Source organism: Kribbella sp. CWNU-51 (genome assembly GCF_054073265.1).
The window spans coordinates 741,299-754,401 of record NZ_JBSXMZ010000007.1 but is presented as its reverse complement, the minus strand read 5'-3'; the positions used below and the strand labels follow the sequence as shown (position 1 = coordinate 754,401).

Genomic DNA, 13,103 nt, shown 5'->3' with positions numbered 1-13,103 from the left:
CTCGGAGCAGTCGAAGAACTCCATGAAGATCCTCTGAAGGATCGGTCAGGAAGTCTTCAGCGAGTCTGCGTCGCGGCGTGCGGGAGCCACAGCGTGAACTGCGCTCCGGCGCCGGGGACGTTGCGGGCGTAGATCATCCCGCCGTGCTGCTCCGCCGCGTGCTTCACGATCGCGAGCCCGAGACCCGATCCGGGCCGGCTGCGCGCCTCACTGGACCGGTAGAACCGCTCGAACACGTGCGGCAGATCCGGCTCGGCGATCCCCGGTCCGGAATCGGTCACCGTGAGTACGCCGTCCTGCAGCCGGACCGTGACGTGGCCGACGGGCTGTCCGTCGCCGCGCGGCGTGACACCCTCCGGCACGCTGTACTTCGCCGCGTTGTCGAGGAGATTCATCACGGCGCGGCCGAGCAGCCGCTCGTCACCCCACACCGGGAACGGGGTCAGCTGGACGTCCCACTCCAGCCCCGGCGCGCGACGCCGTACCTTGATCACCGCGTCCTGCACGACGTTGGACAGCTCGATCAGCTCCGCGTTCCGCACCTGCGGGGTGTCGCGGGCCAGCTCGGTCAGGTCGCCGATCAGCGTGGTCAGCTCGTCCATCTGCGCCCGGACGTCGTCCAGCAACTGCTGCCGGTCCTCCGGTTTGAGGCCACCGCGCTTGTCCGCCTGGGCGAGCAGGTCGAGGTTGGTCCGGATGCTGGTGAGCGGCGTCCGCAACTCGTGTCCCGCGTCACCCACCAGTCGTCGTTGCCGGTCCTGAGAGCGCGCCAGTGCCGCGAGCATCGCATTGAATGCTTGCGCCAACCGCGAGATCTCGTCAGACCCGGTGACGGGGATCGGCTTCAGATCCTCGGTCCGCGCCACATGCTCGGCTGCCCCGGTCAGCCGGGCCAGCGGCCGGAGGCCGGACCGGGCGACGGCGTTGCCGGCCAGCGCGGCGCCGATGACACCGATCAGGCCGAAGGCCCACAGCACGATGCCGAGGTTGTGCAACGTCTGGTCGATCGGCCCCAGCGACTGCGCGACGACCAGCGCCGACGGCTGCAGGAGGCTCGGGTCGGCCTGGCAGTCGACGTTGGCGACATTGGGCGGACAGTAGCGAGCCGGTACGGCGACGACCCGGAAATGTGATCCGTTCCGGACGCCGACGGTCCGCAGGCTGGCGTCGCCGCCCTGGGACCGGGCGATGTCGATCTCGTTCTGCCCCATCGGCGGGAGCACGCTGTGCTCGGCGCCGAACGTCTGCCCGTCCGCAGTGATCATGCCGACCTGGATGTCGCTCAGTCCGAGCGCGTCGGGCGGGATCTTCTCCAGGACGGTGAGGTTGGTCAGGACGCCTTTCTGGGCGGCCTGTCCGGCCCGCAGAATCAGGCTGTCGTCCAGGTTCTGGTACATCTGCTGGCGCACGGTGACGTACGCCGCGACACTCACGATCGCCACCGCGAGGGCGACCGCGACCGCGGCGAGCAGGGTGACCCGGGCATGCAAGCTCAGCTGGTGGAGTTTTTCGTTCCACCAGCTCTGGGTCCGGGCAGCCGTCGCGGCGACCCGGTTCCCGTTGCCATTGGCAACAGGTTTGTCCGGGGCCGGTGGCTGGAGCCCGGCCGGTGCCGGTTCGTGCGGAGCCGACGCGGCCTGCTGTGGTTGGCCGGCGTACGACGGGAAGTCGTCGGGGTATTGCCTACTCACGGCGGGGTGTCCCTCAGGACGTAGCCGATGCCGCGGACGGTGTGGATCAGGCGGGGCAGGTCGTTCACCTCGGTCTTGCGGCGCAGATAGCCGATGTAGACCTCGAGGGAGTTGGCGGTGGTCGGGAAGTCGTAGCCCCAGACGGCGTCCAGGATGACCGCACGCTCGAGCACCCGGCGCGGGTTGCGGATCAGCAGCTCGAGCAGGGAGAACTCGGTCCGGGTCAGCGGGATCGCGACGTCGCCGCGGTGCACCTCGTGCGCGTCCACGTCGACCACGAGGTCGGCGTACTGCAGGACCTCGCCGCGCTGGCCGCCTTCGCCGGGCGTGCTGCTGCGGCGCAGGAGGGCGCGCAGCCGGGCGAGCAGCTCCTCGAGCGCGAACGGCTTGGTCAGGTAGTCGTCGCCGCCGGCGTCCAGGCCGTCGACCCGGTCCGCGACCGCGTCCCGCGCGGTCAGCACCAGGATCGGAATGTTGTTGCCCGCGGCCCGCAGGGCCTTGGTGGTCTCGAGGCCGTCCAGCCGGGGCATCATCACGTCCATCACCACGACATCGGGCTCGACGTTGCCGATCACCGCGAGCGCCTCGGCGCCGTCGGCCGCGGTCACGACCTCGAAGTCGTTGAACTCCAGCGAACGGCGCAGCGAATCGCGGACCGCCCGGTCGTCGTCCACCACCAGTACCCGCATCGCGCGCTCCCGCTCCACCTGAGTCCGGACAGCCCGATCTGACCATCCGCGTGTCGACATTAGGCCGTCTCTTTGAGAATCGCCTGAGAACCCGCTGATCGCTACCCAATACATCGTGGACACCTTAGGTTGAGCAGTCGTGGACGTCCTCGAGTACACCCCTGAGCCCGACGACTTCGCCTGGACCTTCGGTGGAGTCCCTCCCGTCCGCCGGGTCAAGCCCGGCACCGCGCTGCGGTTGTGGACCGAGGATGCGTACTGCGGCACCCTTCGCAGCACCGCGGATCTCGCCAGCGCCTCGCTGACGATGCCGTTCGTGAACCCCCAGACCGGCCCGTTCTACGTCGAGGGCGCGGAGCCTGGGGACACCCTGGTGCTGCACTTCGTCGAGCTCACGCCGGCCCGGACCTGGGGTGTGTCCACGACCATCCCGTTCTTCGGCGGCCTGACGAGCACCGACAAGACGGCCACGCTGCAGGATCCGCTGCCGGAGCGGACCTGGGTCTACGAGGTCGACTCCGACAAGCAGACGGTCGGGTTCCACGCCCAGAGCAGCGGGTTGGAGCTCGCGCTGCCGCTGGAGCCGATGCTGGGCACTGTCGGGCTCGCGCCCGCTGCGTTCGAGGCTCGGTCGTCGCTGGTGCCGGATGTGTTCGGCGGCAACATGGACACACCGGAGATGCGCGCGGGCGCGACCTGTTACCTCAAGGTCAACGTCGAGGGCGCGCTGTTCTCGATCGGTGACGGCCACTACCGCCAGGGCGAGGGCGAGTCCTGCGGGACCGCGGTCGAGGGCGCGATGAACGTCGTACTGATCGTCGAGCTGCTGAAGACGCCCGGACCGACGTGGCCGCGGATCGAGAACGACGACTACCTCGCCGTGGTCGGGTCGAGCCGTCCGCTCGAGGACGCGTGGCGGGCTGGTCAGGTCGACATGGTCGGCTGGCTCGGTTCGCTGTACGGACTGGACAAGCTGGACGCCTACCAGCTGTTGAGCCAGATCAGCGAGGTCCCACTGGCCAACGTCGTCGACGTCAACTACAGCGTGGTCACCAAGGTCCCGAAGCGCCTGCTACCGGCGACGACCGTGTACGACGGCATCCACGAGCACCTGCGCTCTGCGGCCGCCTCGCTCAGCTGAACGCGGGTACGACGTCCTCCGCGAACCGCTGCATTGGCTCGTGGTCGTACGCGACGCCGGGGATGTACGCGAGGACATACTCGATCCCTGCCTCGGCCAACTGCTCCACGTGCTCGGTGAGCTGCTTCGTCGTCATGACCTCGGCCAGTGCGCCAGGCGTCCCGCCGGCACCGATCTCGGCGAACTCGTCCAGGCTGTAGCGCCCCCGCGCCTTGGCGGTCGCGACGCCCGGATCCGCGCCGGCCTCGACCGGGAAGACGTTGAGACTGGTCGACTTCACGATGTCGTCGTAGTCGCGGCCGACCTCGTCGCAGTGCCGCCGGAGGATGGCGAGCTTGCGCTGGATGACGTCGACGCGACCGGTGCCGACGTTGCAGGCGTCGCCGTACCGTGCGACCAGCCGCAGCGTGACCCGCTCGCCACCGCCACCGATCCACAGCTTCGGCTTGCGACGCGGCTCGACGATCGGCTTGTCGACCGAGTGGTACGTGCCGTTGAAGACGACGTCGTCCTCGGTCCACAGCCGGTGGATCAGCTCGACCGACTCGGCGAACGACCCCATCCGGTCCTTGAGTTCGGTCCAGGGGTAGCCGTACGCCTTCCACTCGTGCTCGTACCAGCCCGCGCCGATCCCGGCGTACAGGCGGCCGTGGCTGGCGACGTCGACGGTGGACGCGATCTTCGCGTACAGCGCCGGGTTGCGGTAGCCGTTGCAGCCGACCATCTGGCCGATGTTCACCCGCTGGGTGTCGCGGGCCAGCGCGGCCGTGGCCGTCCACGCCTCGAACACCGTCTCGCGGACCGGCTCGGGAACCGTGTGGAAGTGGTCGAACAGCCAGATCGAGTCCCAGGGACCGGCATCGGCGGCGCGCGCGACAGCCGTCATCGCCTCCCACTTCTCGACCGGGTCGTCGAGCTCGACCAGGTCCATCCGCCAGCCTTGCGGAACGAACACTCCGAACCTCATCGACTGCTCCTTCGGGTACGACGGGAGATCGCCACTCCGGTGAGGCACAACGCGCCACCGGCGAGGGCGAGGAGAGCGGGGGTTTCGCCGAGGAAGAGCCAGCCGAGGACGATGGCGATCACCGGGACCGCGTACACCGTGGCGCCCATCTTGCCGGCGCTGGTCCGCCGGAGGGCGAAGGCCCAGGTGGTGAAACCGAGCGCGGTCGGGAAGGCGCCGAGGTAGATCACCCACCAGATCGTCGCGCCGTCCGCGGTCCGGAGTTCGTCGATGAGCCGCGGGGCGAACGGGAGGCACACGATCGCGCCGATCGTGCACCCGAGCCAGGTCACCTGGGCCGCGGGGAGCCGGCTGAGCAGCGGCTTCTGCGTCACCACTCCGACGGCGTACGAGATGGCGGCGGTGACGCACAGGATCACGCCCCACGTCTCGGCGCGGCCGGTGGAGGTCGCGATGCCGATCAGCAGGACGCCGCCGAACGCGACCAGGCTGCCGATCACCACCTGGCGGGGGAAGCCTTCGCCGAGGGTGAGCCCGGCGAGCAAGGCGATCAGCAGTGGGGCGATGTGGATCAGCATGGCCGCGGTGCCGGCCTCGAGACGGCGTTCGGCCTCGTTCAGGGCGAGGTTGTAGACGCCGAACCAGAGCAGACCGAAGACCAGCAGCGGCAACCAGTCCCGCTTGGCCGGCCACTGGCGTTCGGCCGGGTTCTGCCGGCGGCGGATCAGGAGGAACACGCCGAGGAGGACACTGCCGACCCCCAGACGGGCCAGCGACATGGCGCCGGCGGAGAACTCCCGGCCGCCGTGCCGGATGGCGACGAAGGAGGAGGCCCACACCAGCACAGTCACACCGGCCGCGCCGGTCGCCAGCAGGCTCTTGGCCGGAGCTTCCACGATGGTTGTCACGTGACTACCCTAGGAACCGAATCTGCGGTTTCCCATGGCGATATGAGTTGAAGAAGGTCCTGATGGTTGCCGGAACGAACGCAGAAGGCGTGCACTACCTTCAAACTGAAAAGCTTGTGCTCGACGAGCTCAACCTGCGTCTGCTGACGGAGCTGACGGCAGACCCGCGGCTGCGGACCACGGAGCTGGCTCGGCGGCTCGGGGTCTCGGCTCCGACCGTGCGCGAGCGCGTCACCCGGCTGGAGGAATCCGGGGTGATCCGCGGTTACCGGCTCGAGGTGGACCCGGCGGCGCTCGGGCTACCGGTCGCCGCGTGGGTGCGGCTGCGGCCTGGTCCGGGGCAGATCCCGAGGATCATCGCGCTGGCCGAGCGGACGCCGGAAGTCGTCGAGTGCCACCGGATCTCCGGCGAGGACTGCTTCCTGATGCGGGTCCAGGTGGCTGCCATCGCCGGCCTGGAGGAAGTCCTCGACAAGTTCCTCGTCCACGGCCAGACCACCAGCTCTTTCATCGTCTCCACCCCGGTACCCCCACGCCCGGTGCCACTGAAGTGAACCCCCCAACCACCTCCAGGAGTGGTCTGCATCACTAGTCTGGGAGCGACTTCAGTGACACTTCAGAGGACGTCTGGAAGGACCCTGCCCATGGCTGCCGACACGTCTGTCCGCAGAGTTGCCCTGCTCACCGCCGGCGGGCTCGCGCCCTGCCTGTCGTCCGCCGTCGGCGGGCTGATCGAGCGCTACACCGAGGTGGCGCCCGACGTGGAGATCATCGCGTATCTGAACGGGTACCACGGCCTGCTCAGCGGCCGGTTCCTCGAGGTGACGCCCGAGGTCCGCGCGAAGGCGTCCCTGCTGCACAAGTTCGGCGGCAGCCCGATCGGCAACAGCCGGGTCAAGCTGACCAACACCGCCGACCTGGTGAAGCGCGGTCTGATCCAGGACGGCCAGAACGCGCTCCAGGTCGCGGCCGAGCGACTGGTCGCCGACGGTGTCGACGTCCTGCACACCATCGGTGGCGACGACACCAACACCACCGCCGCGGACCTGGCGGCGTACCTGCACGAGCACGACTACGACCTGACCGTGGTCGGCCTGCCGAAGACGATCGACAACGACGTGATCCCGATCCGGCAGAGTCTCGGCGCCTGGACCGCGGCCGACCAGGGCGCGCTGTTCGCCCGCAACATCATCGGCGAGCACAGCTCGAACCCCCGGATGCTGATCGTCCACGAGGTGATGGGCCGCAACTGCGGATGGTTGACCGCGGCAACGGCCCGGTCGTACCGCGCGTGGCTGGGCGAGCAGGACTGGAACCCGGGCATCGGCCTGGACCAGGCCGGCTGGGACGTGCACGCGGTCTACGTGCCAGAGGCAACGATCGACCTGGACGCCGAGGCTGACCGGCTGCGCAAGGTGATGGACGAGAACGACTGTGTCACCATCTTCCTGTCCGAGGGCGCCGGCGTACCGTCGATCGTGGCCGAGATGGAGGCCCGCGGCGAGGAGGTCGGCCGGGACCCGTTCGGGCACGTGAAGCTGGACACGATCAACCCGGGCGCCTGGTTCGCCAAGCAGTTCGCGGAGCGGATCGGCGCGGAGAAGACGATGGTGCAGAAGAGCGGCTACTTCAGCCGCTCGGCCGCGGCAGGAGACCGCGACCTCGCGCTGATCAAGGAGTGCACCGACTACGCGGTCGACGCCGCGCTGCGCGGTGAGAGCGGCGTCGTCGGTCACGACGAGGAGCGGGGCGACGAACTGCGCGCGATCGAGTTCCCGCGGATCGCCGGCGGCAAGGAGTTCGACCCGAACGTCGACTGGTTCGTCGCACTGAAGGCCGAGATCGGCCAGAGCTAGCCGCGGAGGCGGCCGACCCACTGGTCGGCCGCCTTCTCGATCTGCGCGAGGACCTCGTCGAAGCCCTCCTCGTCGCCGTAGTACGGATCGGGTACGTCGTCCTCCGCGAACAGCTGGGCTTCGCCCGCTCCACTCAGCGCGGCCAAGTGACCCGAGTCCATCGCCAGCACGAGATCGCGCTCGGCGAACCACCCGGGCTGGAACTGACGGGCCCGATGCGTGCTCCCGTCGTACCCGCGCCGTCGCAACGCCGCCGCGGCCCGCGGGTCCATCGGGTCGCCGGTATGCCACCCGCCGGTCCCCGAACTGGTGACCTGGACATCGTCGATCCCCGCCTCGGCGAGCTTCGCGCGCAGCACGACCTCGCCGATCGGCGACCGGCAGATGTTCCCGGAGCAGACGATCTCGACCCGCCTCACGTCACTTGATCTCCGCCTTCTCCGGGAGTACGGCGTTCAGCAGGATGCCGACGACGGTGATGATCAGGGAGCCGAGCAACGCGGACCAGAAGCCGTCGACGTGGAACTGCACGTCCAGCTTGCCGGTGATCCACGACGTGAGTAGCAGCATCACCGCGTTGATGACGAAGAGGAACAGGCCCAGCGTCAGGGCGATGAACACGCACGACAACAACTGCAGGATCGGCTTCACGAAGGCGTTCACCACGCCGAAGATCGCGGCGACGACCAGCAGCGTGAGGATCCGCCGTCCGGTGGTCGCACCCTCCAGGGTGATCCCGCCGATGGCCCAGGTCGCGATCGCCAGGGCGACCGCGTTGGCGAGCAGTCTGATGACCAAGTTCTTCATGCCGCCGATCCTGCCATCCCGCCGGTAGCGTCACGCCCCCGTACGCGCCCTGATCCGACCCTGAGTCTTGACAGACTAATGACCAAGTGATCTGATCATTTTCGTTCGTGAGGTCAGTGAGTGCCGGAGGAGGCCAGGGTGGGAGCCAAGAAATCACGCCGTTGGGGTGTGGTCGTGGCGCTGGGTGCCGCGGCTGCCGTGATCGCTACAGCGCCGACGGCGTCAGCCGGTCAGCCTGCAGTTGAACCCGCGGGCGCCGCCCAGGACTGCAACACCGTCCGGACCAACTGGACCGCGACCGCCCAACCGCACGCCGCGCCCGAGGGATTGCTGAACGCCTACAGCAACACCGGCAAGGGCTGGACCGGCGCGGACAGCACGTACTCGGTCCCCCTGTCCGGTGGGCGGACCGCGTGGATCTTCTCGGACACGTTCCTCGGTCCGGTGAACCCGGACGGCAGCCGGCCGACCACGACGCCGTTCATCAACAACTCGTTCGTCATCCAGTCCGGCGGCACGCTGAAGACCGTCACCGGCGGTACGGCGACCAACCCGACAGCGCTCGTACCACCGCCGTCCAACGGCTGGTACTGGGTCGGTGCCGCGCAGACCAGTGGCGCCGGCCGCAACCTCGATGTCGTCGCCCTGCGGTTCGAGCGGACCGGCACGGGCCAGTGGGACTGGCACTGGGCCAGCAACTACCTCGCCCGGTTCGACAGCAAGACGTTCAAGCTGCGCAGCCTCAAGCCGCTCCCGTCGGCCGCCAACGTGCAATGGTCCGGCTGGTTGCTGCGCGACGGCGGCTACACCTACATCTACGGCGTCGAGGACCTGAGTGCCTCGAAGTACGAGCACGTCGCGCGAGTCCGCGGTGACGACCTGACTGCGAAGCCCTGGGAGTACTGGACCGGGTCCGGTTGGTCGGCAGACGAGACTGCCTCGGCTCGCGTGCTCGAAGGCGTCGCCAACGAGCACAGTGTGACCCGCTGGGGTGACGGCTACGTGCTGGTCACGCATGACACGACCGAGCTGTTCAGCAAGCGAGTCCTCGGGTATTTCTCCTGCTCGCCGACCGGTCCGTTCGTGAAGCCGGTCGAGCTCTACCAGACCCCGGAGACCGGCGCGACCGGCAGCTACGGCAATGCCAACATCATCACGTACAACTCCCACGACCACCCGGACCTGCGCCGCGGCAACACGCTCCTGGTCAGCTACAACGTCAACAGCCTCGACGCCAACACCGATCTGTACGCCGACGTGAGCATCTACCGCCCGCGGTTCGTCGGCGTCACCTTGACGGCCGCACCATGAGTGCGTCGGGTGGCGTCGTACGCCGGAGTCTCCTGGACGATCTGGCGACCTCGATGCTGGCTCTGATCGCCGATCGGAAGTTGTCGTCCGGCGACCAGTTCGAGTCGGTCCGGTCACTCGCCGACCGGTTCAAGGTCGCCGTACCGACAATCCGGGAAGCACTCCGGCGGCTGGAGGCCACCGGAGCTGTGGAGCTCCGGCACGGATCCGGCGTGTACGTCGGCCCGCACGTCGGCCGGCTGATTCTGGCCAACCCACTTGCCCCGGTGCCATCAGCCGACCGCCTGGTCGAGCTGCTCCAGGCGCGCGCCTTGATCGAGCCACCGGTCGCTGCACTGGCCGCACGGGTCCGCGACGAGGCCGCACTGGAGCAGATGGGCCGGGATCTCGCCACGGCGGCCGAGCTGATCGCATCCGGCGACCATGCCCAGCTCGCCGAGGTCAACATGGACTTCCACCGCTCCCTGGCGCAGGCGTCCGGGAACGCGACGCTGGCCGAGGTGGTCGAGTCCGTCACCGTCGTGAACGTCCGGGAGCAGCTGGAGATCCTGCACATCCACGGCGACCGGCAGACCGACCTGGACGAGCACCGCGCCATCTACGACGCGGTCCGTGCCGGCGACATCGAGCTGGCCGAACGACTCACGCACGAGCACCTCGACGGAGTCCTTGCCGTCATCAACGAACGAATTCAGCACCCCTGAAGCTGAAAGGACGCACCATGCAACGCATCAACCGGAAGGCGCTGACCGCCCTGGCGGTGGCCGGCGCGCTCGCATTGTCCGCCTGTGGAGGCGGAGGAGGAGCCGGTGCCGCCAAGGGCGAGGACAAGCCGGTCGACTCGCTGAAGTTCTACAACGACAAGGGTGGCTGGAAGGACGCTTTCACCCAGGTCGGCGCGGCCAGCAAGAAGGACATCGGGGTCGGCATGGAGCCGGTCGGGTACTCCGACTCCAACACCTACACCGCGTTCATCCGGTCCTCGTTCCGGACCAAGGAGAAGGCGGACCTGTTCACCTGGCACACCGGCAAGGAGCTTCAGGATCTGGTGGACCAGAAGCTCGTGGCCGAGACCACCGACCAGTGGACCAAGGCGGTTGCTGACGGCAACATCCCGGAGCAGCTCAAGCAGTACTTCACCTACGACAACAAGCAGTACTGCGTCCCGCTGAACGCCGGCTACTGGGTGATGTACTACAACAAGGCCGTCTTCAAGAAGGCCGGGATCACCCAGACCCCGAAGACCTGGCCGGAGCTGCTCGCCGTCGCCGACAAGGTGAAGGCGGCCGGGGTGAAGCCGTTCTACCAGACCAACATCCTGTTCTCGTTCGTCTGGTTCGAGACCCTGCTGGCCGGCAAGGACCCGGACCTGTACGACGCCCTCGCCACCGGCAAGGCGAAGTACACCGACCCGGGCGTGGTCGAGGTGATGAACGAGTGGAAGAAGATGATCGACGCCGGCTACTTCAGCGACCCGGGCTCGAAGACCGAGCCGCAGGCACAGCTGAAGAACGGCGACGTGGCGATGATCAACTTCGGCACCTGGTTCAGCGGCAACCTGAACACGCTGAAGATGAAGGCCGGCACCGACTACGACTTCTTCGTGATCCCGAACGTGAACGCAGGCCTGCCGAAGACCTCGATGATCTTCGAAACCGGACCGGTTTGCTCGGCCGCTGCCAGTGATCACGCCTCCACGGTGAAGAAGTGGACCGACTGGTGGGTCACGCCGCAGGCGCAGACCGCCTGGGCGAACTCGCGCGGCGACCTCTCGTTCAACCCGAAGGCCGAGGTCAAGGACCCGGGCCTGGCGACGCTGAACAAGGACGTCGGCGGTGACGGCAGTGCTAGTTACCGGCTGATCAACCGCTGGTTCGAGGCGACGCCGGTGCCGGTCGCGAACAAGGCGCTCGAGGTGTTCGGCGCGTTCGTCACCAAGCCAGGTGACCCGATGCCAGGCCTGCAGAAGATCCAGGCCGAGGCGGACGCGTACTGGGCCAAGCAGAAGTGACTTCCCTGATGGAGCGGCCGACGGCCACTCGCAAGGTGAGTGCCGAGCGGTCGGCGCGGACCGGCGCCCGGACGGCGCCGCTGTTCGGCCTGCCGGCCGCCGGCGTGGTCGCGCTGCTGCTGTACCTGCCGTTCCTGTGGACGACGTACGTCAGCTTCACCGACTACGACGGCCTCGCCTCGCCAGTGTGGTCGGGGCTGACGAACTACAAGGCAATGTTCAGTGACCCGGACCTGGTGGGGGCGCTGATCAACACGCTGCTGTGGGTCGTCGGCATGGTGACTCTGCCCGTCGTGCTTGGGCTGCTGATCGCTGTGATGACGTACGGGCACAGGTGGGGCACGTGGCTGCGGTTGCCGTTCCTGCTGCCGTACGCGATCTCCGGTGTGGCCGTCGGGGTCATCTGGGGATTCGTACTGCAGCCGGACGGCGCGCTGGGGCAGGCGCTCGGGTTCTTCGGCCTGCCTGGTGCGCACACCGGCTGGTTGCAGGCCGGTCCGGGCAACACGCTGATGATGATCGTGGCCGTCACCTGGCAGGCCGCCGGTGTGAACGCGCTGCTGTTCGTGGTCGGGCTGCAGTCCATCCCGGGCGAGCCGCTGGAGGCCGCGCGGCTGGATGGTGCGGAGGGCTTCCGGCTCTTCTGGCACCACCTGTGGCCGCAGCTCCGGCCGATCACCACAGTCGTCATCGGACTGTCCATCGTGGGAAGCCTCAAGACCTTCGACGTGGTCTGGGTGATGACGCAGGGCGGTCCTGGTACGTCGTCGGAGACGCTGGCGTTGTCGATGTACAAGGAGACCTTCGTGCTCAACGACTACGGACAGGGCGCGGCGATCGCGTTGTTCCTGAGCCTGGTCACGTTTGCCGCGTCGATCCTCTATCTGCGCTACCAACTGGGGGAGTCGCGTGAGCAGGGTTAAGACTCCGATCCTCGTCGTACTGGGGCTGATCTGGCTCGCGCCGGTCTATCTCCTGATCGTCAACGCCTCCAAGTCGGTCGACGGGTACGACGCGAAGACGGTGTGGAAGCCGGGTGGGTTCGCGCTGTTCGCCAACTTCGGGGACGCGTGGAGCAAGGCAGCGCTCGGTGACACGCTGGTGGCGACGACGATGTACAGCGTGATCGCGCCCGTGCTCGCGGTGCTGATCGGCGCCGCGGCCGGCTACGCGATCGTCGTACTGCGGCTGAAGCGCGGGTTCCTGTGGTTCGTGTTCATCTTCGGCGGGACGATCTTCCCGTTGCAGATGATCCTGATGCCGCTGTTCTCCGGGTACGCCAACTCCGGCCTCTACGACACCCGGCTCGGGATGATCATCGTGTACACGGCGATCAGCGTGCCGTTCTCGGCGTTCGTGATGCGCAACTTCTTCACCGGCATCGCCCGCAGCGTCTTCGAGGCGGCGGTGGTCGACGGAGGCGGTCCGTTCCGGATCTTCCGGAGCATCTACCTCCCGATGGCGGGGTCCGCGCTGGCCGCGATCTTCATCCTGCAGGCCACCTTCGTCTGGAACGACCTTCTGCTGGGCCTCACGCTCAGCCAGTCCGACTCGGTCCGCCCGATCATGCCCGCCCTCACTGGTCTGCAGAGCACGTACGGCGGCGCCGCGCTACCGACCGTGCTGGCGGGCGGTCTGCTGGTCTCGCTGCCCACAGTGATCTTGTTCCTCGCCGCACAACGCTTCTTCTCCCGAGGCCTCGCCTTGGGTCAGTTCTGAGAG

Annotated in this window: 14 protein-coding genes; 8 read left to right on the top strand and 6 right to left on the bottom strand. The window is 67.9% G+C overall.

From position 1 onward, the window contains the following. Positions 1–56: 56 nt before the first annotated feature. Positions 57–1,691, bottom strand: coding sequence for a sensor histidine kinase (locus ACXC9Q_RS12030; RefSeq protein WP_457056554.1), 1,635 nt, complete (start codon positions 1,689–1,691; stop codon positions 57–59). Further along, entirely contained in the window at positions 1,688–2,380 is a 693-nt protein-coding gene (locus ACXC9Q_RS12025) for a response regulator transcription factor (protein ID WP_328524647.1), read from the bottom strand. Before ACXC9Q_RS12025 ends, ACXC9Q_RS12030 begins: the two co-directional genes overlap by 4 nt. Positions 2,381–2,519: 139 nt before the next feature. Here ACXC9Q_RS12025 and ACXC9Q_RS12020 point away from each other — a divergent pair, with 139 nt between their 5' ends. Continuing rightward, complete coding sequence (locus ACXC9Q_RS12020) at positions 2,520–3,521, top strand: acetamidase/formamidase family protein (RefSeq protein ID WP_457056553.1); 1,002 nt, start codon at positions 2,520–2,522, stop codon at positions 3,519–3,521. Here ACXC9Q_RS12020 and ACXC9Q_RS12015 read toward each other — a convergent pair. Further along, positions 3,514–4,488: a TIGR03560 family F420-dependent LLM class oxidoreductase gene (locus tag ACXC9Q_RS12015; protein WP_457056552.1), complete on the bottom strand. Its 975-nt coding sequence runs from the start codon at positions 4,486–4,488 to the stop codon at positions 3,514–3,516. The genes ACXC9Q_RS12020 and ACXC9Q_RS12015 overlap by 8 nt on opposite strands. Continuing rightward, positions 4,485–5,396 carry a DMT family transporter gene (locus ACXC9Q_RS12010; protein WP_457056551.1) on the bottom strand — a complete coding sequence of 304 codons (912 nt, stop codon included), beginning with the start codon at positions 5,394–5,396 and terminating at the stop codon, positions 4,485–4,487. The genes ACXC9Q_RS12015 and ACXC9Q_RS12010 overlap by 4 nt, the downstream gene beginning before the upstream one ends. Before the next feature lie 62 nt (positions 5,397–5,458). Between ACXC9Q_RS12010 and ACXC9Q_RS12005 the strand changes: the two genes are divergently transcribed. Beyond that, a complete protein-coding gene (locus ACXC9Q_RS12005; RefSeq protein ID WP_457056550.1) occupies positions 5,459–5,950 on the top strand; it encodes an Lrp/AsnC family transcriptional regulator in 492 nt (163 codons plus the stop codon). Positions 5,951–6,040: 90 nt separating this feature from the next. Further along, positions 6,041–7,252, top strand: coding sequence for a pyrophosphate--fructose-6-phosphate 1-phosphotransferase (locus ACXC9Q_RS12000; RefSeq protein ID WP_457056549.1), 1,212 nt, complete (start codon positions 6,041–6,043; stop codon positions 7,250–7,252). On the opposite strand, the gene ACXC9Q_RS11995 is transcribed toward ACXC9Q_RS12000, so the two are convergent. Next, positions 7,249–7,671, bottom strand: coding sequence for a low molecular weight protein-tyrosine-phosphatase (locus ACXC9Q_RS11995; protein WP_457056548.1), 423 nt, complete (start codon positions 7,669–7,671; stop codon positions 7,249–7,251). The genes ACXC9Q_RS12000 and ACXC9Q_RS11995 overlap by 4 nt on opposite strands. Before the next feature lies 1 nt (position 7,672). Then, entirely contained in the window at positions 7,673–8,059 is a 387-nt protein-coding gene (locus tag ACXC9Q_RS11990; RefSeq protein ID WP_457056547.1) for a phage holin family protein, read from the bottom strand. Between the two features lie 138 nt (positions 8,060–8,197). Between ACXC9Q_RS11990 and ACXC9Q_RS11985 the strand changes: the two genes are divergently transcribed. Genes ACXC9Q_RS11985 through ACXC9Q_RS11965 form a run of 5 tightly spaced genes read left to right on the top strand, consistent with a single transcriptional unit; the run spans position 8,198 to position 13,100 of the window. After that, positions 8,198–9,370, top strand: a complete 1,173-nt coding sequence (locus ACXC9Q_RS11985; RefSeq protein WP_457056546.1) for a DUF4185 domain-containing protein — start codon at positions 8,198–8,200, stop codon at positions 9,368–9,370. Next, positions 9,367–10,074, top strand: coding sequence for a FadR/GntR family transcriptional regulator (locus tag ACXC9Q_RS11980; protein WP_457056545.1), 708 nt, complete (start codon positions 9,367–9,369; stop codon positions 10,072–10,074). Before ACXC9Q_RS11985 ends, ACXC9Q_RS11980 begins: the two co-directional genes overlap by 4 nt. Positions 10,075–10,091: 17 nt before the next feature. Continuing rightward, on the top strand, positions 10,092–11,381 hold the full coding sequence (locus ACXC9Q_RS11975) for an ABC transporter substrate-binding protein (RefSeq protein ID WP_457056544.1): 1,290 nt from the start codon (positions 10,092–10,094) through the stop codon (positions 11,379–11,381). Continuing rightward, positions 11,378–12,304: a carbohydrate ABC transporter permease gene (locus ACXC9Q_RS11970; protein ID WP_457056543.1), complete on the top strand. Its 927-nt coding sequence runs from the start codon at positions 11,378–11,380 to the stop codon at positions 12,302–12,304. The genes ACXC9Q_RS11975 and ACXC9Q_RS11970 overlap by 4 nt, the downstream gene beginning before the upstream one ends. After that, positions 12,291–13,100, top strand: coding sequence for a carbohydrate ABC transporter permease (locus tag ACXC9Q_RS11965; RefSeq protein WP_457056542.1), 810 nt, complete (start codon positions 12,291–12,293; stop codon positions 13,098–13,100). The genes ACXC9Q_RS11970 and ACXC9Q_RS11965 overlap by 14 nt, the downstream gene beginning before the upstream one ends. Positions 13,101–13,103 lie beyond the last annotated feature (3 nt).